19 protein-coding genes are annotated in these 20,850 nt (G+C 67.3%); 11 read left to right on the top strand and 8 right to left on the bottom strand.

All coding sequences use genetic code 11. The annotated features are described in order from the left end of the window. Positions 1–17: 17 nt before the first annotated feature. Positions 18–974 carry an NAD-dependent epimerase/dehydratase family protein gene (locus tag NFX52_RS17230; RefSeq protein WP_055395093.1) on the bottom strand — a complete coding sequence of 319 codons (957 nt, stop codon included), beginning with the start codon at positions 972–974 and terminating at the stop codon, positions 18–20. Between the two features lie 71 nt (positions 975–1,045). Between NFX52_RS17230 and NFX52_RS17225 the strand changes: the two genes are divergently transcribed. From NFX52_RS17225 to NFX52_RS17210, 4 genes are all read left to right on the top strand, one after another. Further along, positions 1,046–2,110, top strand: a complete 1,065-nt coding sequence (locus NFX52_RS17225) for a CDP-6-deoxy-delta-3,4-glucoseen reductase (protein ID WP_055395091.1) — start codon at positions 1,046–1,048, stop codon at positions 2,108–2,110. A gap of 11 nt (positions 2,111–2,121) precedes the next feature. Beyond that, a complete protein-coding gene (locus tag NFX52_RS17220) occupies positions 2,122–4,365 on the top strand; it encodes a PAS domain S-box protein (protein ID WP_238385500.1) in 2,244 nt (747 codons plus the stop codon). After that, positions 4,362–5,054: a response regulator transcription factor gene (locus tag NFX52_RS17215; RefSeq protein WP_055395089.1), complete on the top strand. Its 693-nt coding sequence runs from the start codon at positions 4,362–4,364 to the stop codon at positions 5,052–5,054. Before NFX52_RS17220 ends, NFX52_RS17215 begins: the two co-directional genes overlap by 4 nt. An 80-nt stretch (positions 5,055–5,134) precedes the next feature. Then, a complete protein-coding gene (locus NFX52_RS17210) occupies positions 5,135–6,124 on the top strand; it encodes a tripartite tricarboxylate transporter substrate binding protein (protein ID WP_055395087.1) in 990 nt (329 codons plus the stop codon). A gap of 201 nt (positions 6,125–6,325) precedes the next feature. Here the strand turns inward: NFX52_RS17210 and folK are convergent, their stop codons facing one another. From folK to hda, 4 genes are all read right to left on the bottom strand, one after another. Then, positions 6,326–6,853, bottom strand: coding sequence for a 2-amino-4-hydroxy-6-hydroxymethyldihydropteridine diphosphokinase (gene folK, locus NFX52_RS17205; protein ID WP_252635749.1), 528 nt, complete (start codon positions 6,851–6,853; stop codon positions 6,326–6,328). Next, positions 6,850–8,442, bottom strand: a complete 1,593-nt coding sequence (pcnB, locus tag NFX52_RS17200) for a polynucleotide adenylyltransferase PcnB (protein WP_055395083.1) — start codon at positions 8,440–8,442, stop codon at positions 6,850–6,852. Before pcnB ends, folK begins: the two co-directional genes overlap by 4 nt. A gap of 63 nt (positions 8,443–8,505) precedes the next feature. Further along, positions 8,506–9,225, bottom strand: coding sequence for a histidinol-phosphatase (locus NFX52_RS17195; protein ID WP_055395080.1), 720 nt, complete (start codon positions 9,223–9,225; stop codon positions 8,506–8,508). Between the two features lie 38 nt (positions 9,226–9,263). Beyond that, a complete protein-coding gene (gene hda, locus NFX52_RS17190; RefSeq protein ID WP_055395116.1) occupies positions 9,264–9,962 on the bottom strand; it encodes a DnaA regulatory inactivator Hda in 699 nt (232 codons plus the stop codon). Between the two features lie 184 nt (positions 9,963–10,146). Here hda and purM point away from each other — a divergent pair, with 184 nt between their 5' ends. Continuing rightward, on the top strand, positions 10,147–11,193 hold the full coding sequence (gene purM, locus NFX52_RS17185) for a phosphoribosylformylglycinamidine cyclo-ligase (RefSeq protein WP_055395078.1): 1,047 nt from the start codon (positions 10,147–10,149) through the stop codon (positions 11,191–11,193). 52 nt (positions 11,194–11,245) lie between these two features. Then, complete coding sequence (locus NFX52_RS17180; RefSeq protein ID WP_055395076.1) at positions 11,246–12,346, top strand: AI-2E family transporter; 1,101 nt, start codon at positions 11,246–11,248, stop codon at positions 12,344–12,346. 100 nt (positions 12,347–12,446) lie between these two features. On the opposite strand, the gene NFX52_RS17175 is transcribed toward NFX52_RS17180, so the two are convergent. Continuing rightward, positions 12,447–13,517: an extracellular catalytic domain type 1 short-chain-length polyhydroxyalkanoate depolymerase gene (locus NFX52_RS17175; RefSeq protein WP_055395075.1), complete on the bottom strand. Its 1,071-nt coding sequence runs from the start codon at positions 13,515–13,517 to the stop codon at positions 12,447–12,449. 310 nt (positions 13,518–13,827) lie between these two features. On the opposite strand from NFX52_RS17175, the gene NFX52_RS17170 reads away from it, so the two are divergent. From NFX52_RS17170 to NFX52_RS17155, 4 genes are read left to right on the top strand one after another with little or no spacing between them, the layout of a single operon-like run. Next, the gene (locus NFX52_RS17170) at positions 13,828–14,397 is read left to right on the top strand and encodes a cysteine hydrolase family protein (protein ID WP_055395073.1); all 570 of its coding nucleotides are present in this window, start codon (positions 13,828–13,830) and stop codon (positions 14,395–14,397) included. Positions 14,398–14,412: 15 nt separating this feature from the next. After that, positions 14,413–15,204, top strand: coding sequence for a carbon-nitrogen hydrolase family protein (locus tag NFX52_RS17165; protein ID WP_055395071.1), 792 nt, complete (start codon positions 14,413–14,415; stop codon positions 15,202–15,204). Next, positions 15,201–15,836, top strand: coding sequence for a DJ-1/PfpI family protein (locus NFX52_RS17160; RefSeq protein WP_055395069.1), 636 nt, complete (start codon positions 15,201–15,203; stop codon positions 15,834–15,836). The genes NFX52_RS17165 and NFX52_RS17160 overlap by 4 nt, the downstream gene beginning before the upstream one ends. A 37-nt stretch (positions 15,837–15,873) precedes the next feature. Continuing rightward, a complete protein-coding gene (locus NFX52_RS17155; protein ID WP_055395067.1) occupies positions 15,874–16,875 on the top strand; it encodes a GlxA family transcriptional regulator in 1,002 nt (333 codons plus the stop codon). Between the two features lie 328 nt (positions 16,876–17,203). Here the strand turns inward: NFX52_RS17155 and NFX52_RS17145 are convergent, their stop codons facing one another. Both NFX52_RS17145 and argH read right to left on the bottom strand, forming a co-directional pair. Beyond that, positions 17,204–18,193, bottom strand: a complete 990-nt coding sequence (locus NFX52_RS17145) for a Bug family tripartite tricarboxylate transporter substrate binding protein (protein ID WP_055395065.1) — start codon at positions 18,191–18,193, stop codon at positions 17,204–17,206. A 41-nt stretch (positions 18,194–18,234) separates the two neighbouring features. After that, on the bottom strand, positions 18,235–19,704 hold the full coding sequence (gene argH / locus NFX52_RS17140) for an argininosuccinate lyase (RefSeq protein WP_055395063.1): 1,470 nt from the start codon (positions 19,702–19,704) through the stop codon (positions 18,235–18,237). A gap of 52 nt (positions 19,705–19,756) precedes the next feature. On the opposite strand from argH, the gene NFX52_RS17135 reads away from it, so the two are divergent. Next, a partial coding sequence (locus NFX52_RS17135) for a sensor histidine kinase (protein WP_252635748.1) occupies positions 19,757–20,850 on the top strand: 1,094 nt, incomplete at its 3' end.

The raw sequence follows: 20,850 nt of genomic DNA, 5'->3' as shown, positions 1-20,850 counted from the left end.
GCGCGCAGCAACAGGCTCTAACGCTGCGGCTGCCCGCTCAGCCCCTCGGCCACGCTGGGGTATCGCAGCCGCAACCCCAGTTCCCGCACCATGCGCTGGTTGTCGAGCCGGCGTGACTCGCTCATGAAGCTCAGCAGCATCAGCGACAACTGCTCCTGCGCTGCAGTGCGGGGCACACGCAGGGGGCGCGGCAGGCCGTACAGGTCGGCGGCCAGGTCAAAGTAGTCGCCCATCTTCAGGTGGGTGGCGTCGCTCACGTTGTAAGTGCGCTGTGGCCGCCCTTTCCACACGGCGGCCATACAGGCCCGCGCCAGGTCATCGGCATGGATGTGGTTGGTAAACACATCGTCTTCGGCCACCAGCACCGGCGTGCCTCGGCGCAGACGGGCCTCGGGCGTGCCGCCTTCGCGGTCAGGTGCGTAGATACCCGGAATGCGCAGCACACTGGCCCGCACACCGGCACGGCCCAGGTGGCGTACCGCAGTTTCTGCGTTCACGCGGCGCTGCGCCCGCGGAGTGCCGGGAGCCACGGCCCGCGTCTCAGGCACCAGGGCCCCCTGGCAATCGCCGTACACCCCACTCGTCGATGCATACACCAAGGACACCGGCAGGCTTCGCAGCCGCAGCGCGCGGGCCAAGGCCACGGTGCGGGGGTCCAGCCACCAGGCATTTCCTCCGGCCCCTTCGCCCGGCGGGGGCGCCAGGTGCAACACCCGGGTGGCCAGCCCGGCAAACCTGCGCAGCGAAGGCGCATCGTCCAAATTGCCTACGATGGGTCTGGCTCCCAGGGCGCGCAGCCCCGCGACCCGCGAGGGGCTGGACGTGAGCGCCATCACCCGCATGCGTGCGGCGCCGGGGCCTGATTGCAGATCACGCAGGACGCGTTGACCTACATCACCGCAGCCCACGATCAGGAGGCGTTCACGGCGAAAGCGCGCAGGGAGGGCGCCAAGGGGGCTTTGTATTGAAGGCAAAATTGGGTCCGTTTGCTTGGCTTTTGCTGGGCCGATAGTTTGATCGAAGACGATTCCAAGGATACCCACACATGACCAGCGCAGAGGCTGCAACCCCCGCAGCGTTCCAGATCACCGTGCAGCCCAGCGGCCGCGCTTTCAGTGCCAATGCGGGCGAGGCCATCCTGTCCGCCGCCATCCGCAGCGGCGTGGGCCTGCCCTACGGCTGCAAGGACGGCGCCTGTGGTTCGTGCAAGTGCAAGAAGATCAGCGGCGCCGTGCACCACGGCGAACACCAGTCCAAGGCACTCACGGCCGATGAAGAGGCTGCAGGCTTGGTGCTGACCTGCTGCGCGCAACCGCTGACCGACGTGGTGCTCGAATCACGCCAGGTCACTGACGAAAGCGCGTATCCGATCAAGAAGATGCCGGTGCGTGTATCTACCCTGGAAAAAAAATCCCACGACGTGATGCAGGTGCGCCTGCAGCTGCCCGCCGCCGATACCTTCCGCTACCACGCAGGCCAGTACATCGAATTCATCCTGCGGGATGGCGCCCGCCGGGCCTACTCGATGGCCAACGCGCCCCACACGCAGGCTGAAGCGCCGGGCGTGGAGCTGCACATCCGCCACATGCCGGGCGGCAAGTTCACCGACCATGTGTTCGGCGCGATGAAGGAAAAGGAAATCCTGCGGGTGGAAGGCCCGTTTGGCAGTTTTTTCCTGCGCGAGGACTCCGACAAGCCCATCGTGCTGCTGGCCTCGGGCACGGGCTTTGCGCCCATCAAGGCGCTGATCGAGCACATGCAGTTCAAGGGCATCACACGCCCGACCGCGCTGTATTGGGGCGGCCGCCGGCCGGGCGACCTGTACCTGCATGACTGGGTGCTGGCGCGTGCGGCCGAAATGCCCCACCTCACCTACGTGCCCGTAGTGTCCGATGCCATGCCCGAAGACGCTTGGACTGGCCGCACCGGCTTTGTGCACCAGGCGGTGATGGACGACTTTGCCGACCTCTCGGGCCACCAGGTGTATGCCTGCGGGGCGCCCATCGTGGTGGATTCGGCGCGCGATGCCTACAGCGCGCAGCGCGGCCTGCCCGCAGAAGAGTTCTATGCGGATGCCTTCACCTCCGAGGCGGACAAGCACGGCGGCTGACCGGGGCGCACATGCCAACCACCCCGGCTGAGCCCGCTGCACCCCGTGCGCCGCTGGCGCTGCCGCCTCCCGGCACTGCGCTCCCACCAGGGCGGATTTCGCGATGGCGCGCCGCAGTGCGCGGCACGGGCCCCATGGCGGCCGTGGTGGGGCTGGCGGTGCTCCTGGTGCTAGGCGCGGGAGAATGGGCAACCCAGAGCGAACTCGACAACCAGTGGGACAACCTGCGCCGCTCGGGTGAAGTGCAGGCCTTGGCCCTGCGCGGCGTGGCCACCCGCTACAGCTATCTGCCCTTCACGGCGGCGCAGCAGCCGCTGATTGCCGAGTTGCTGCACAACCCCGGCGCACAACCGCTGCGCAGCGCTGCCAACGCCTACCTGCAGACCATCAATGCCAATGCGGGCTCGGACACGCTGTATGTGATGAACACCGACGGGCTCACGGTAGCCTCCAGCAACTGGGATACCCCCACCAGTTTCGTCAACCAGAACTACGGCAACCGCCCGTATTTCCGCGATGCACTGCAAGGGCAGCCGGGGCGGTTCTACGGCGTGGGCAAGACCACCGGCGAGCCTGGGCTTTTTGCATCGGCACCCGTGGTGGAAAACGGCCGGGTGATCGGCGTCGTGGCCGTGAAGGTGTGGATGCAGCCCATCGTGGACACCTGGGCGCAACTGCGCGACCCGGTCTTCGTGACCGATGAGCGCGGCATTATCTTCCTCGGCTCTGTCCTCCCCTGGCTGTACCAGACCACGCGCCCACTGCCCGAACAGGACGTGCAGCAGGTGCAATTCGACGAGCAGTATGGCGCACGCTGGACACCCCAGCCCGTGCCCTGGAAAACGCTCCAGCGCGACGGCCAGCCAGGCACCGAGATCCTCGTGCCCGGCACCGGCAAGCGCTATCTGGCCCTTGAAGAGCGCCTGCCCGATCTGGGCTGGACGCTGACCCTCACGGCCGACAGCAAGGCCATCGCCCTGGCGCGCCAACAGGCCTGGGCACTGGCGAGCCTGGCGTCGGGCCTGCTGGTGCTCGGCGCCCTGTACTGGCAGTTGCGCGAACGGCGCCTGCAAGAGAACCGGCAGGCCCGCATCGAGCTGGAGCAGCGCGTCCAGGAGCGCACCCATGCACTGCAGCAGGCGCAGGCATTTCGCCAGTCGATGGAAGACTCGCTGCTGGTGGGCATGCGCGCGCGCGACCTCGAAGGCCGCATCGTCTACGTGAACGCCGCCATGTGCGACATGGTGGGCTACAGCGCAGACGAGCTGATCGGCTGCCTGCCGCCCTACCCCTACTGGCACCCGGACGACCTGGACCGGCACTGGAACGACAGCGACACCGCCCTGGCCGGCAAAGCCGCGCCCCAGGGCAACGAAAACCGGCTGCGGCATCGCAATGGCTCCGACGTGTACACCATGTTCTACACCGCACGCCTCATCGACGGCAACGGCCAGCACATCGGCTGGATGAGTTCGGTGGTGGACATCACCGCCCAAAAACGCGCCGAAGAACAGCAGCAGCAGCGCGAGGCCCAGCTGCAGCGCGTGCAGCGTGTGATCACCGTGGGCGAGATGGCCTCCACGCTGGCGCACGAGCTGAACCAGCCACTGGCCGCCCTGGTCAACTACGCGGCCGCAGCGCGCTCCCTGGCGGCGCAGGGCAAAACCGAGCTGCTGAACGACAGCCTCACCGCACTCTCCAGCCAGGCCCTGCGCGCCGCCGACATCGTCGGCCGCATCCGCCGCTGGGTGCGCCAGCACCCCGAGGCTCGCGAGCCCTGCGACCTCAATGCCGCCGTGGACCAGTCCCTGGGCCTGCTGCTGCGCGCCGAGGCGCGGCGGCACGGGGTAGCGGTGCGGCTGGACCTGGCCCACGGCCCGCTGCGCGTGAATGCCGACCGCGTGCTGCTCGAACAGGTGGTGCTGAACCTGGGCCTCAATGCCTTGCAGGCCATGCAGGCGATGCGCGCAGATGGCACGCCGACCGAGGCGCACGAACTATTGCTGCGCACCACGGCCGATACCCGGTTTGCCTGCCTCGAAGTGCTGGACCGGGGGCCTGGCCTGCCACCCGAGATCGCCGAACGCCTGTTCGAGCCCTTCTTCACCACCCGTTCCGACGGCCTGGGGCTGGGTCTGAACATCTGCCGCTCCATTGTCGAAAGCATGGGCGGCGAGCTGCTGGCGCGCAACCGCGACGGTGGCGGCGCCGTGTTTGAAATCCGGTTGCCCCGCATTTTCTTGCCCCCACCATGACCGACAGCCATCCGACCACTCCCGTCACCGTCAACACCACAGTTCCCGCGAATGTCTACGTCGTGGACGACGACGAGGGCGTGCGCAACTCCCTGGCCGCCCTGCTGCTGGCCGGTGGCCATGCGCCCCGCACGTTTGCCAGCGGCCCTGAGTTCCTGGCCCGCGCCGACCTCGCCCACCCGGGCTGCGTGCTGCTGGACCTGCGCATGGACGGCATGAGCGGCCTGCAGGTGTTCGATGCCCTGCGCGAGCGCAATGCCGTGCTCAAGACCGTGTTCCTGTCCGCCCATGGCGAGCTGGCCTCGGCCGTCACCGCCGTCAAGCAAGGGGCCGTGGACTGGCTCGAAAAACCCTGCGACGAGCAAACCCTGCTGGCCGCCGTGCTCCGGGCCGCGAACCTGTCGCTGGAAGACGCACAGCGCGCGCAGCGGCGCAACACCCTGCGGGAGCGCTGGAACACGCTGAGCCCGCGCCAGCAAGAGGTGGCGCGCCTGCTGGCCACCGGCATCAGCAGCAAGGAGGTGGCGCGCGCGCTGGCCCAGCGCGACCCGGAGCGACCCATCGACCCGCGCACGGTGGACACGCACCGCTCTGCCATCTTCCTGAAACTGGACATCCGCTCGTCGCACGAGCTGGGCATGCTGGTGGAAGATCTGGGGCTGGCAGAAAACACGTTGCGCACGCTGTGACAGCCCTCCACAGGCACCCTCCACAGCTGCCGTCCACCAGTTTTCGTAAGCAGTCTTATTATTTTTTGCACAATGGCACCATGAACCGCAGAAACCACCTCATCGCCAGTGCCGCTGTTGCAGCGGCTTTTTCATCCCCCTTCGCGGCCTCGGTCGCGCTTGCGCAGGACTCCGGCCAGCCCATCCGGCTGGTCGTGCCCTACGCACCCGGTGGGCCCATCGACGTGACGGCGCGTGCACTGGCCGAGCGCGTGCGCGACTCGCTGGGCACCGTGATCATTGAAAACAAGGGCGGTGCAGGCGGCAACATCGGTGCCGACGCCATTGCCAAGGCCGCACCCGATGGCCTGACCATCGGCATCGCTGCCACGGCCACGCACGCAGTGAACCCCTGGCTGTACGCCAAGATGCCCTACGACGCGGGCAAGGATTTCGCGGGCATCACGCAGATGGTGCGTGTTCCCAACGTGCTGGTCATCAACGCCGCCAAAGCCGAGCAGCTCAAGATCAACACCTTGGCCGACCTGATCGCCTACGCCAAGGCCAACCCCGCCAAGCTCAACTACGGCAGCGGCGGCAATGGCAGCGCGGGCCACTTGGCAGGTGAGATGTTCAAGCAGCGCGCGGGCATCTTTGCGCTGCACATCCCCTACCGCGGCGCCAACCCCGCGCAGCTGGCACTGCTGGCGGGCGAGGTGGACTTCAACATCGACAACCTGGCGGCCGCCGCACCCAACATCCGTGCCGGCAAGCTCAAGGCCCTGGCCGTGACCTCGCTGGACGCCTCGCCCTCGCTGCCGGGCGTGCCGCCCCTGTCTGCTACTTTCAAGGGCTTTTCCATCGACACTTGGTGGGGCCTGGTGGCACCTGCAGCTACGCCCAAGCCCATCATCGACAAGCTGAACAAGGCCTTTGTAGCCGCCCTCAATGCGCCAGAAACCAAGACCCGCTTTGGCGCCTTGCTGGCCGAACCCGTACCCACCACACCGCAGCAGTTCGACAGCTTCATGGCCAGCGAACGCGCCAAGTACCAGCAAGTGGTGAAGGCGTCCGGCGCGAAGGTGGATTGATCCCCTGAGCGGCAGTATCTCAACCCCCAAGAGGGACGCCACCCGTGGCCCGGCAAAGCCGGTTCCACGGTGGCACTGGCGTTGGGCTGCGCCAGTTTCATCCGGTGCGGGTCCATCCGTCGCGCAGGGTAATATTTTTTAGCTTTTTTAGCCTCTAGCGCTTATCTACAAAGCGCTAGCAGCTCCTGATTCAGGAGCAATTTATCCACCCACCACAGCGTCCGCCCAACCCGGGCCTTCGAGCCGGTGGATGTCCTGCGATGCCACGGCCTGCAATGCTGCGGCGTCCACGCGCTCGGGCGCAAGATCGGCCAGGGGGCGCAGCACAAACGCGCGCTCGGCCATCCGAGGGTGGGGCACGGTGAGCTCGGGGGTGTCGATGGCCTGGCCGCCAAACCACAGGATGTCCAGGTCCAGCGTGCGCGGGGCGTTGCGGTAGGGGCGCTGGCGGCCAGCGGCTTGTTCGATGGATTGCAGGGCCTGCAGCAGGGGCTGCGGGGCCAGGGCCGTGGTCAGCTCGGCCACGGCATTGAGGTAGTCGGGCCCACCGGCATCGACCGGCGCGCTGCCGTAGAGCGGCGACACGCGTGTGACCCGGGTGCCTGGCAACTGGCCAATGGCCGCCAAAGCATTGCGCAAGGCAGCCTCACACTCGCCCAGATTGGCGCCTAGGCCCACGTAGACCAGGGCGGGCCGTTCGCCCTCCTCGCCGAGGTCCGGCAGATTCACTCGCCCGCCGCCGCAGGGGCTGCACCTTCGCCGCCTCCCGCACCACCGGGCTTGCGACGGCGGCGGCGGCGCTTCTTGGGGGCACCGCCTTCAGAGGGGAACTCGGCGTCGCTGTCGACCGGTCCGGCCTCTGACCCTTGGGGCAAGCCGCGCGGATCGGCGGCGGGTGCAGCGCGGGGCACGCGCTTGACCACGGGCTGCGCTTTCTGGCGGGCTTTCTGTTCTTCTTTGGCCTGGTCCATCAGGTCATCACGGCGCTCGTCGTCGGCGGTCTGGAAGTCCTGCCACCACTCGGCCAGAGCTTCTTCCACCTCGCCCACATCGGCGCGCAAGCGCATGAAGTCGAAACCGGCGCGAAAGCGCGGCTGCATCACCATGCCAAACGGTGTGTTGCCCACGCGCTTTTCAAAACGCGGCTGCATGACCCAGATCTCGCGCATGTCGGCGGCCAGCTTGCCCCGGCCGGACACATCGCCAATGCGCTTGTCGAACACCTCGTCGATGGCCTCCTGCAGCGCGGGCAGCGGGTGCTGGCGCTGGTTCAGGCGCGCCTGCCAGCCATTGCGCACGTCTTCCCACAGCACGCAGGCCAGGAGGAAGCTCGGGGCGACGGGCTTGCCTTCGTTGACGCGGCGGTCGGTGTCCACCAGGGCGGCTTTGACAAACGGCGTATCGGCGCGCTCCACGGCCACGTCCAGCAACGGGTAGATGCCCTTGGACATGCCCAGCTTCTTGAGCTGCTCGATGGTGGCGATGGCATGCCCGGTCTGCAACAGCTTGAGCATTTCGTCAAACATACGGCTTTGGGGCACCTCGGCCAGCAGCGCCTGCGACTGCACCAGGGGTGCGGCCGACTTGGCGTCGATGCTGAAGCCCAGGGGGCTGAGCTTGGCTGCAAAGCGCACGGCGCGGATGATGCGCACCGGGTCTTCGCGGTAGCGCGTGGCGGGGTCGCCAATCATGCGAAGCGTCTTCTTCTTGGCGTCCTGCAAACCCTTGTGGTAGTCCACCACGATCTGGCTCACCGGGTCGTAGTACATGGCGTTCACGGTGAAGTCGCGGCGCGTGGCGTCTTCGTCCTGCGGGCCCCAGACGTTGTCGCGCAGCACGCGTCCGCTGGCATCCACAGCGTGCTGCATGCCCGACAGCTGGGCCTTGCTGGTCTTTTCGTTGCCCGCCACCTGGCCCGCAGCAGCGTTGTCCAGGTAAGCGCGGAAGGTGGAGACCTCGATCACTTCATGCTCACGCCCCCGGCCGTGCACCACGTGCACGATGCGAAAGCGCTTGCCGATGATGAAGGCGCGGCGGAACAGGCCCTTGACCTGCTCGGGCGTGGCGTTGGTGGCCACGTCAAAGTCCTTGGGGCGCAGGCCCAGCAGCAGGTCGCGCACGGCGCCGCCGACGATGTAGGCCTCAAAACCTGCTTGCTTGAGCGTGGCAACCACCTCGGCGGCGCGGTAATCCACCAGCTCGGGGTTGATGCCGTGCACCGAGGCGGGCACCTCCTCGCGCTTGCCGAAGTGGGGCTTGCCGCCCGAAGTGCCGGGCGTCGATTTGCCCATCAGTTTGTCTAGGAACTTCTTGATCATGGAGTGAAAGGTTTCAGGGGGTCGGGCACGAAACGGCGGCTGGTGGGGGCTGCAAAGCGCTCATCATTCAGCGGGTAGTGCAGGCGTTTCGGCATCGGCCGCAAACAGGTCCAGTATGCGCCAGCCGCGCTCCTGGGCCAGGGCGCGCAGGCGCGGGTCGGGGTTGGTGGCCACCGGGTGATTCACCTTCTCCAGCAGCGGCACGTCGTTCATCGAGTCGCTGTAGAAGGTGCTTTCGACATCTCCCCAGGCCAGTTGCCGCTCGGCCAGCCATTGTTCCATGCGGCGCACCTTGCCTTCGCGCATGGTGGGAATGCCGTCGATCTCGCCGGTGTACCAGCCGCTGGCGTCGCGCACCAGTTGCACGGCCAGCAGTTGCGAAACGCCCAGCGCCTGCGCGATGGGCGTGGTCACGAACTCGTTGGTGGCGGTGACGATCAGCACCTCGTCGCCCGCCGCCTGGTGCTGGCGGATCAGGTCAAGCGCCTGGGGCTGGATGGCGGGGGTGATGACCTCGCGCATGAACTGCTGGTGCGCGGCCGCCGCCGCCTCGGGCCCGCGCAGGCGCACGGCCTCGGTCGCAAAACGCACGTAGTCGTGCACATCGAGCGTTCCAGCCTGGTAGTGGGCGTAGAACTCGTCGTTGCGGCGCGCGAACTCCACGGGGTCGTTCCAGCCGATGCGGATGGTGAATTCGCCCCACTCGTAGTCAGAGTCGAGCGGCAACAGCGTGTGGTCCAGGTCAAACAGCGCAAGCCGCAAGCGGCGGGGTTCAGAAGTCATTCAGGTTCACACGTAAAAAAAGACGTGGGGGCACGGCGTTATTCCGATTCCAACATTGTCTTGAGCAAGGGAATCGTGATGGCGCGCTGGGTGCGCAAGGCAAAGGCATCCAGCTGGTCCAAGAGCTGCATGAGGCTGCCCAGGTCGCGCGAGAAGCGGTTGAGCATGTAGTCCATAACTTCGTCGCCCAGGAACACGCCGCGTGCGTCGGCCTCCTGGCGCAGCACGGCGCGGCGCTCGGCCTCGCCCAGCAGCTGCAACTGGAACACATGGCCCCAGCCCAGGCGGCTGCGCAGGTCGTCGCGCAAGGGCAGGTCTGCCGGGGGCAGGTTGCCAGCAGCCAGCACCCAGCGCTGGCTGCCGCTGGCGGGGCTGATGGCGTTGACGAACCAATTGAACGCGGTGGCCTGCTGGGCGGTGCTGTACAGGTGCACGTCGTCCATGAGCACGGCTGCCCAGTTTTCGTCGAAATCAGGGGGTTCCGCGACGGCCGGGTCGAGCCAGCCTACGCTGGAGCCCTGCTCGCGCAGGGCCTGGCGCACGGCCTGGAGCAAATGGGTCTTGCCACTGCCGGGCTCACCCCACAGATAGGTGGGCACGGGGGAGCGGGTGGCCTCGCTGCTGCCTTCGCCGGCGGCCAGGCGCAGATGTTGCAGGGCGGCTTCATTGGGGCCTGCATAAAACCGGGCCAGCGTGGGCCCTGTGGCCAGGCCGATGTCCAGTGCCAGTTGCTTCATCATGGCTGCCGCCCACAGGCACACAGGCAGAGGGTTGGGGCATGAAACAGCATGGGCTTGAAGGACAAAACAGGGCGGTGTGAAGGGGTGAGCGGGTGGCACTGGGTGCGCAACCCGTAAAATCTGGGCAAATTTTAGTCTGCTGCGCACGCTGTTCCGTGCCGTCCCTGCCTTGAGCACCCCTATGAGCACCTCTGCCACCTCCCCCACCCCCCTGTCCTACAAAGACGCTGGCGTTGACATCGACGCGGGCGACGCCCTGGTCGAACGCATCAAACCCCTGGCCAAGAAGACCATGCGCGAAGGTGTGCTGGCGGGTATTGGCGGCTTTGGCGCGCTGTTCGAAGTGCCCAAGCGCTACAAGGAGCCGGTGCTGGTCTCCGGCACCGACGGCGTGGGCACCAAGCTCAAGCTGGCGTTTGAATGGAACATGCACGACACCGTGGGCATCGACCTGGTGGCCATGAGCGTGAACGACGTGCTGGTGCAAGGCGCCGAGCCCCTGTTCTTCCTAGACTACTTTGCCTGCGGCAAGCTCGATGTGGACACCGCCGCTGCCGTGGTGGGCGGCATCGCCAAGGGCTGCGAGCTGAGCGGCTGCGCACTGATCGGTGGCGAAACGGCCGAAATGCCCGGCATGTACCCTGCTGGTGAGTACGACCTGGCCGGCTTTGCCGTGGGTGCGGTCGAAAAGTCCAAGATCCTGACCGGCAAGGACGTCAAGCCCGGCGACGTGGTGCTGGGCCTGGCCAGCCATGGCGTGCACTCCAACGGTTTCAGCCTGGTGCGCAAGTGCATCGAACGCGCTGGCGACAACCTGCCCGCCACGCTGGATGGCAAGCCCTTCAAGCAGGCCATCATGGAACCCACCCGCCTGTACGTGAAGAACGTGCTGGCCGCGCTGGCGGTCCATCCGATCAAGGCCCTGGCCCACATCACCGGTGGTGGCCTGCTGGAGAACATCCCCCGCGTGCTGCCCGAAGGCACGGCCGCCCACCTGACCAAGGGCAGCTGGCCCCAGACCGAGCTGTTTGCCTGGCTGCAAAAGACCGCCAGCATCGACGACATCGAGATGAACCGCACCTTCAACAACGGCATTGGCATGGTGGTGGTGGTGGATGCCGCCAACGCTGAGGCCACCGCCGCCACGCTGCGCGCTGCAGGCGAGCAGGTGTACACGATTGGCACGATCGCTGCGCGCGGCGAAGGCGCCGCCGTGGTGGTGGCCTGATCGCCGCCGCCCGCGTTCATTCAACCCCACCGCACACCAGCTTTAGCGACGCATGGCGCAGCGCCCTTCTTCTGCCCTCGTAGCCCCTGAACCACCCGAGCCCACCACGCTGCCACCGCGCGCCCTGACCCGGGGCGTCGTGGTGGCCAGCTACCTGCTGGTGGCGGCCGTGCTGCTGCTGGTGATGTGGCGCGGCCTGCTGCCGGGCCTGCTGTGCGTGTGCCTGGGCTTTCTGCTCACGCGGGCCCTCACGCGCTGGTTTGCCCAGGGTCTGGGCCGGGTGCAGCGCCAGTCCACCCCCTCCGCCCGCAGCCTGCGGGTGGCGCAGGTTGTGGCGGCAGGTCTGGTCATGCTGCTGCCCCTGGCACTGCTGGCCGCCGGGCTGACGCACTCGCGGGGTTATCTGGTCGATGCCCCGCAGCAATACCGCGAGCTACTCAACTACATGGCGCGCACGGTGCTGGAGCTACGCCTGAAGCTGCCTGCCGACATGGCGGCCCACCTGCCCGAAGGTGCGGCTGAAATCCAGCGGATCATCGCCAACTACCTGGGCGCCAAGGCCGGAGCGCTGGCCATGGCCGGGCGCGCCTGGCTGGCCGGTGTGCTGTTTGCCTATGTGGGCCTGCTCATCGGCGCGCTGGCGGCCGTGCGCCCACCAGCCCTCGCGCGCGGCCCGCTGGCCCAGCAGCTCAAGCTGCGCATCACGCTGTTTGGCGAGTCCTTCCAGCAGATCGTGGCCGCGCAGTTCTGGATTGCGGCGTTCAACACCCTGCTCACCGCGCTGTTCCTGCTGTTTGTGCTGCCGCTGTGGAATCTGGAGCTGCCCTACACGCCCGTGCTGATCACGTTCACGTTCATCGCCGGGCTCGTGCCCATCGTGGGCAATCTGGTGTGCAACGTGGTCATCACCATCGTGGGGCTGTCGGTGTCGCCGCTGGCAGCCGCCGCCTGCCTGGGCTTTCTGATCCTGATCCACAAGGCCGAATACGTGATCAACGCCAAGGTGGTGGGCCGCCGCACGCAGATGGGCGTGTGGGAGCTGCTGAGCGTGATGTTCGTGGCCGAGGCCGTGTTTGGCCCCGCCGGGCTGGTGGCGGCCCCGCTGTTTTATGCCTACCTCAAGAAGGAACTGGTGGCATCGCGGCTGGTATAGCCGACCATGGATGCTGCCACGGGCAGCATCAAACACCACATTCACTACAAATTTAATAGCTGCTCGCGCTTGACAGATAAGCGCTAGAGCCTATTTTTATTCATTTTTTTGCAAACTGCCGCGCCACAAAGGCCCACACCAGGGCGGAGGCATCCGGCCCCGCCGGGTCGCTGAACGGCAATTGCGCCACGCCGCCGCTCCAGGCGTGGGCCAGCCCCGCCACTTCGCGCAGCGCCACCACGGTGCGGCCCCGGGTCTTGAATTCGGTCACCCGCATGGCATGGCGCTGGCCACGCTGCAGGGTGCGCAAGGCTCCGGCCCGCGCGCCCAGCGCATCCGCCCACAGCAGGGCCGTGGCCGCCGCGTTACGCACAGAGACCACACCATCGGCATCGCCATGCAGCACCAGCAGGGGCGGCAGCGGCAGCACGGAAGGGGTTGCGCCCTGGTTGAGGGAGACACCCAGGGGCTCTGGCAGGTGCGCAGCGCGCCGCCCGTGCATGGCGGCCAGCGCCGTGGCGGCCGATTCGGCCGTGCCCGGTGCCACCCCGGAATGCATGGCCACGGCACAGAACCGCTGGGGATAGAGCGCGGCCATCAGCACGGCCATGCTGGCACCGGCCGACAAGCCCGCCACGGCCACACGGGCCAGGTCCACCGGGTAGCGGCGCGCCACCTTGTCCACCGCAGCCAGCAGCGTGGCTGCCTCGGCCTGGGCCTTGCCGTTGCGGCGCTCAAACCAGTTCCAGCATCCATGGGCGTTGGCCATGCGCTCCTGCTCAGGGTACAGCACCAGAAAACGCTCGCGCGCGGCCAGCCGGTTCATGCGCGTGGCGGCAGCCAGATCGCCCCCCGTCTGGCCGCAGCCATGCAGCATGACCAGCAAGGGCAGTTTCTCGTCTGCTTTCAGCGCCAGCCCTGGCGGGATGTAGAGGTGGTAGCGCCGCGCGCCCGCAGGCCCGGGTGCAACGCCACCGACCCACTCTCCGCGAGCGGGCACGGGCTTGCTGGCCGCGCGCCGGGCTGGCACCGCTGGCGCAGGCACCACCCGGCGCGGCGCAGCCGGGGCCTTGGCGCGCACGGGGCGCGCCGCCCGGGCAAAGGCCTTCAGGTTGCGCTGGTAGGCCCGCGTCAGCGCTGACAGGGAAAACAAGCGGGAGCGTCTGGCCATGGCAAGGAGTCGTGTAGTGGGTGGGCTGTAGAGGGCAAAAATTTAGGGAAAACCCTAATCACCATAACAGCTTATGCGGCTCACCGCGCAAAACTATCAATTTGATAGCTACAAAACATTACCCATACAGCGTTAATCGCCTTTTTCCAGACAACCCCCATGGCCCGCTTGCCCACCATTCCCTGTGAAACCTCGCCAAGACCTCCATCGATGGCGTAAATTGATCGAAACCTGTCCCGTCTGGCGCGGACTCCACGCCTTAGCGCAATGAGAATAAAGGCTTCAAACCATCCATCGAAAGAAGCACACCATGAAAACATGTCTGATTGTGATTGACGTCCAGGAGTCCTTTCGCCACCGCCCTTACTTCACCACGCACGACCTGCCCGCCTATCTGCAGGCCCAGAACGCCCTGATCGAAGGCTGCGTGGCGCGCGGCGTGCCGGTGGTGCGGGTGTTCCACAGCGAAGGCCCCGAAGTGCCCGAGAATGCGTTTTCGCAGGTGTCAGGCCAGGTGCGCGCACTCGATGGCCTAGCGCCCTTCGAGGCGGCCGCCACCTTCACCAAGTCCCGCCACAGCGCGCTGGTGGGCACGGGACTGGACGTGTGGCTGACGCGCCATGGCATCCAGCGCCTCATCATCAGCGGCATCCGCACCGAACAATGCTGCGAAACCACCACGCGCCACGCCTCGGACCTGGGCTGGGAGGTGGACTACGTGACCGACGCCACCTTGACCTGGGACATGGTGCAGCCAGACGGCCAGACGCTGGCAGCCGTCGACATCAAGACCCGCACCGCCACGGTGCTGCAGGGCCGCTTTGCCACCCTGCGCACCGTGCGGGAAGCCCTGGACGCCCTGGAAGCGGCCGCAGCCTGACCGCCGGAGAACACCATGCGCGCCACAGTCTGCGAATTGCGCTACCAACCCCATCTGCTCGAAGCTGCCTGGGTAGCACTGTGCGCCCACACCCGCAGCGCGCAATCCGAGCTGGTGCTGCTGCCCGAGTTCGCCTTTGTCGAGCCGGTGTGGGAATCGCTCCCCGCCGATCCAGCACGCTGGGGCGCTGCCGTCGCACTCAGCGACGCCTGGGCAGCCCGCCTGCCCGAGCTGGGCGCCGACTGGGTGGTGGGCGCGCGCCCGGTCACTGCGGGCGGGCAGCGCCTGAACGAAGGCTTTCTCTGGTCCGCGCAGACCGGCTACGCGCCCCTGCGACGCAAGTTCCACCTGCCCGATGAACCGGGTGGCTGGGAGGCCCAGTGGTTTGAGCGCGGTGATGCAGCATTTCCCCGTTTCAACGCCGGGCCGCTGGCCTTCGGCCTGAACATTTGCACCGAACTCTGGGCGCTGGACACCTATGCCAACTATGCGGCGCTGGGCGGGCTGCAGGCCATCCTGTCGCCGCGCGCCACAGCGGCCGCCACCACCGACAAATGGCTGGCCGTGGGCACCGTTGCGGCCGTGCGCACTGGCGCCTACAGCCTGTCGTCCAACCGCGCGGACCACGCCGCAGGCACCTATGGCGGCGCGGGCTGGGTCATCAGCCCCGATGGCGCCCTGCTCGCCCGCACCACGACAGAACAACCCTTTTGCACCGTCGATATCGACCTGAACGCCGCAACGACTGCGCACGGCACCTATCCGCGTTATGTGTTTGCCCACCACCCTCCCCGCACCACACCATGACCACACCATCTGCCATCAAACCCCCAAAGCCCCTGCAAGTCGCCATCCTCGTTTTTGACGAGGTGGAAGCCCTGGACCTGGGCGGCCCCTACGAAGTGTTCACCACCGCCGTGCGCATGGCGCAGCGCCTGCAGCCTGGCGCACCCGCGCCATTTGCCGTGCAGTGCGTGACCCGCAGCCTGGCCCCCGTGCGGGCCCGCGCTGGTCTGCGCGTGCTGCCGGACGCGGACTTCACCAACGCCACCGCGCCCGATGTGCTCATCGTGCCCGGCGGCGTGGTGGACGCCGCCGCGGCCTGCGCAGACACCCGCGCCTGGGTGGCCCAGGCTGCACGTGGTGCGCAGATCACCGCATCGGTGTGCACAGGAGCATTCATCCTGGCAGCCGCAGGCGTGCTGACCGAAGGCCCTGCCACCACCCACTGGGAGGACATTGCTGACCTGCGGGCGCAGTTTCCCACCCTGGATGTGCGGGAAAATGTGCGCTGGGTAGACCGGGGGGCGCTGGTCACGTCGGCCGGCATCAGCGCCGGCATTGACATGAGCCTGCATCTGGTCACCCGGCTGGCGAGCGCAGCACTTGCGGAGCGCACCGCCCGCCAGATGGACACCCCGTGGAACAGGGAGCCATAAAACGCCTTGGGAGCGGCGCCTTTTTCAAGAACTTGTCATGCAGGACACCACACCTTCCCCCATCCACGTGTACTTCGCCCTGCTGCCTGGCAGCCTGGTGCTGGACTGGGCGGGCCCGGCCGAGGCGCTGCGGATTGCCAACCAGACCCTGGTCGCCCTGGGCCAACCAGAGCGCTTTGTGCAGCACTTCGTGAGCCCCACGCCCGAGTCCATGTCGTCCGTGGGGGTCGCTGTCACCGGGCTGGCGCCGCTGCCTGACACACTGCCCAGCCCCGCGTGGGTGGTACTGGTGGGCCTGGCAGGCCACCACATCGACGTGAGCGGCGCCGAAGCCCAGGCGCTGCTGCACTGGCTGCGCGGCCTGCGCCCGGTGGCGGGGCAGCTGGAGCTGGTCACCGTGTGCGCGGGCGCGGTGCTGGCCGCCCATGCAGGGCTGCTGACCGGCCGGCGCGCCACCACGCACCACCTGCACCTGGACGAGCTGGCCCTGGTAGACCCACGCTGCGACGTGGCCGCCAACCGCGTGTTCGTGGCCGATGGCCCCATCTACACCAGCGCAGGCGTGACCACCGGCATCGACCTGCTGCTCCACCGCATCTCCGACATCTGCAGCCCCACGGTGGCGGTGCAGGTGGCGCAGGCCATGGTGATCGGGCTGCGCCGGGGGCCGGACGACCCGCAGTTCTCGCCGTTTCTGCACCACCGCAACCACATGCACCCCGCACTGCACCGCGTGCAGGACGCCGTGGGCCAGCAACCGCAGGCCGACTGGAGCGTGCCGCAGATGGCCGAGGTGGCACACACCTCGCCGCGCCACCTCACGCGGCTGTTTCTGGAACATGCGGGCATCGCCCCGCTGCAGTACCTGCGGCGCATCCGCCTGGCCACGGCCGAGGCCGCGCTGCGGTCTGGCCAGAACGTGACGCAGGCGGCGCTGATGGCGGGGTTCAGCTCCGACACCCAGCTGCGCCGGGCCTGGCACCAGTTCGGGCGCGGAGGCACGCCGTCGCAGGGTACGGGCCGGGCGCGCGCGCACTGAACTGCGGGCACCGGCCCGCTTCGCAGCCTCGGCCACGGCCCCAAAAGGCACCCGCCGCGACGGCACAGACACTGCCATGAAAGAGCCACCGCGCCGATGAGAATGAACGTCTGCAGGCCCCGCGCCCGCAGCAGATCCTGGACACCCTGCCCGAGGAGCGCTTTGACCGGGTCACGGCTTTTGCGGCGCACCAATTCAAAGGCCCGGCCCAGCCTTAGAAATCTGAAGCACGTGAATCCGCAGTTTGAATTTCCGCAATTCGACCGTTCTCAGGAACAGGAGGATGCAGCGGCATCCGCTCGAATGACCACACCAAGCACGCCCTGGCCTACTGCGCCACAAACCCGCTGGTCTTGATGATGCGCGTCCAAGCCTCGGTGTAGGCCGCCTGGCGGGTGGCCAGCTGCTGCGGTGTCATGTAGCCCACCGTGAGGCCCATGGCCGTCAGGTGCTCGCGCACATCCGGCATCGCCACCACCTTGGACAGGGCGATGGAGAACTCGGTGATGAACTTCTGCGGTGTGCCGGTGGGGGCGTAGATGCCGTAGTAGGGCAGGTCTTCAAAGCCCTTGAGGCCCATTTCGTCGAACGTGGGCACATCGGGCATGGCGGCCTGGCGCTTGGTGCCGAGCACGCCCACCACGCGCACCTTGCCCGCCTTGTGGTTCTCGATGAAATCCTGCACCGAGGCGACGCCTGCACCGATCTGGTTGCCCAGCATGTCGGCCATCATGGGCGCGCTGCCCCGGTAGGGGGCGGACACCAGGTCGATCTGGTATTTCTGCCCGATCAGCTTGACCAGGAATTCGGGGGTGGAAGCTGGCGCCGGGATACCCACGGCCCCCTTGCCCTGGCCCGCCGTGCGCACCCAGTTGACGTAGTCGCCGAACGACTTGGCAGGCGTGCCGCCCGAGACGGCGAATGCATTCACAAAGGTGGCAAAGCCACCGACGGGAACGAAGTCGCGCACCGGGTCGAAGCCGGCGTTCTTGACCACCTGGGGCAGGATGGAGATGGTGTGGTCGTGCGTGATGAACAGCGTGGTCCCATCGGGCACCGCGGCTTTGAGCGCCTGGGCCGCAATCTGGCCCCCGGCGCCAGGGCGGTTTTCCACCACCACTGGCACGCCCAGTTCGTCCTTGAGCTTCTCGGACAAGGTGCGCGCAATGGCGTCCGAACCACCGCCGGGCGGGAACCCCACCAGCAGGCGAATGGGCTTGGCCGACTGCGCCGACGCGAGCCCCACGGTCAGCGCAGCCCCCAGAAAGGCGCTGGTGCGCAAAACACGGGACAACAGGCTGCGGCGGGATGGGGTCATGGCAAAAGCTCCAAAAGGATGTGCAATGGGCACCGCAAAAATCAGGCCAGGCGTGCCCGGTGGCGCGCAAGCTGTGCACGCACCTGGGCCGGGGCCGTACCTCCCAGCGTATTGCGGGCGTTGAGCGAGCCACGCAGGCTCAGGCACTCGTACACATCCTTCTCGATGGCGGGGTGAAAGCCCTGCAGCACCGTCAAAGGCAGCTCCGACAGGTCGCACGCGTGCGAGGTGGCCGCCTTCACCGCATGGGCCACGGTTTCGTGCGCGTCGCGGAAGGGCAGGCCCTTTTTCACCAGATAGTCGGCCAGGTCGGTGGCCGTGGCGTAGCCCTTGAGGGCGGCCTGCTCCATGGCCTGGGCGTTCACGGTGATGCCACCTTCTTTTTGGCCCGTGGCGGGGTTCAGCTGGCCGCCCACCATCTCGGCAAAGATGCGCAGCGTGTCCTTGAGCGTGTCCACCGTGTCGAACAGCGGCTCCTTGTCTTCCTGGTTGTCCTTGTTGTAGGCCAGGGGCTGGCCCTTCATCAGGGTGATGAGGCCCATGAGGTGGCCCACCACGCGGCCGGTCTTGCCGCGAGCCAGTTCCGGCACGTCGGGGTTCTTCTTCTGCGGCATGATTGAGCTGCCGGTGGTGAAGCGGTCGGCGATCTTGATGAAGCCGAAGTTCTGGCTCATCCAGATGATGAGTTCTTCGCTCAAGCGGCTCACGTGCACCATGCACAGGCTGGCGGCGGCGGTGAATTCGATGGCGAAGTCGCGGTCGCTCACGGCGTCCAGGCTGTTCTGGCACACGCCCTCCATGCCCAGAGTTTTTGCGACGCGCTCGCGGTCCAGCGGGTAGGTGGTGCCGGCCAGGGCCGCGCTGCCCAGGGGCAGCACGTTGGTGCGGCGGCGCACGTCGGCCATGCGCTCGGCATCGCGCTTGAACATTTCCACATAGGCGAGCATGTGGTGGCCAAAACTCACGGGCTGAGCCACTTGCAGGTGGGTGAAGCCGGGCAGGATCACCTCGACGTTCTGCTCGGCCACATCCACCAGCGACACCTGCAGCTCTTTCAGCAGGTCGCCGATCAAATCAATCTCGCCGCGCAGCCACAAGCGCACGTCCGTGGCCACCTGGTCGTTGCGGCTGCGGCCGGTGTGCAGGCGCTTGCCGGCATCACCCACCAGCTGGGTCAGGCGGGCTTCGATGTTCAGGTGCACGTCTTCCAGGTCCAGCTTCCATTCGAACGCGCCGGACTCGATTTCCGACGTGATCTGGGCCATGCCGCGCTGGATGGAGGCGTGGTCGGAGGCAGAGATGATGCCCTGCGCGGCGAGCATCTCGGCATGTGCCAGGCTGCCTGCAATATCGGCCTGCCACAGACGCTTGTCGAAGAACACGCTGGAGGTGTAGCGCTTGACCAGGTCGCTCATGGGCTCGGAAAACAACGCCGACCAGGCCTGGGCCTTGGTGTCGAGCTGGTTGTGGGACGGCGCAGAGTCAGCGCTGGTGGCTTGGGCTTTGGACATAAGGAGGGCAATAATCCGGAGGTTCAGACACCCGGACAACCCGGGCGCCGCAATGCAAAACACGCAAATTTTATCGACCCAGCCCCCGCTGCCCGATTCTGGCCCGCCAGAAAGGTCTGCGCGCAGCGTGCGGGCGGCCGCTGGCGCCGGGCCGGGCGGGCAGCCGCCGCGCGGGCGGGCCCTGGTGTTTGACGCCTGCCAGGTGGGCGTGGTGCTGCGGGCCGTGCTGTTCGTGGAGCTGGTGGTGGGCGTGGGCGCGATGTATGGGGCGGGCAACCCTGTGGAATGGCTGGCCACCCTGGCACTGCTGACGGGCGGTGCGCTGCCCGCCACGCTGCTGTGGCTGGTCACGGCCTGCAGCCTCAAGACCGTGCTGCAGCGACTGACCACCGTGCAGCAATACCTGGCGGGCGTGCTGCTGGGTGCCCTGGCCGGGGCCTATGCCTGCGGCATGCTGGCGCTGGTGGCGCAGCCCACCTCGGCCCCCTGGCTGGCCAGCGCCGCCACGGGCGCCCTGCTGGCCGCCATGCTGGTGGCAGCGCTGGTGCTGCGCGCGCGGGGCCGCACGCCCGCGGCCACCACGGCTCGCCTGACGGAGCTGCAGTCACGCATCCGCCCCCATTTTCTGTTCAACACGCTCAACAGCGCCATCGCGCTGGTGCGCGAAGAACCGGCCAAGGCCGAATCGCTGCTGGAAGACCTGTCCGACCTGTTTCGGGTCGCCCTCATCGAGCAGGGTGAATCGACCACGCTGGCCGAAGAAATCACGCTCGCGCGCCGCTACCTGGGCATCGAAGAGGTGCGCTTTGGCAAACGCCTGCAGGTGCAGTGGAACCTGGACCCCCGCACCGACGGCGCCCGCCTGCCCCCGCTGCTGCTGCAGCCTCTGGTGGAAAACGCCGTCAAACACGGCGTGGAGCCCAGCGACCGGGGTGGCAAGCTCCGCGTGCTGACCGAGCTGCGCGGCAGCCGTGTGGTGGTGCGCATCACCAACACCCTTCCCCCCAAGGAAGGCAAGAACGGCCATGGCAATGGAGAAGACACCGCGCCCCGGGGCCACGGCATTGCGCTGGCCAATGTGCGTGCGCGGCTGGCGCTGCTGCACGATGTGCAGGGCGAGTTCACCGCTGGCGTGCAGGACGGCCT

The organism is Acidovorax facilis (genome assembly GCF_023913775.1).
GTDB classification, from domain to species: Bacteria; Pseudomonadota; Gammaproteobacteria; order Burkholderiales; family Burkholderiaceae_C; genus Acidovorax; species Acidovorax facilis.
This window is presented reverse-complemented; position numbering and strand designations above follow the sequence as displayed.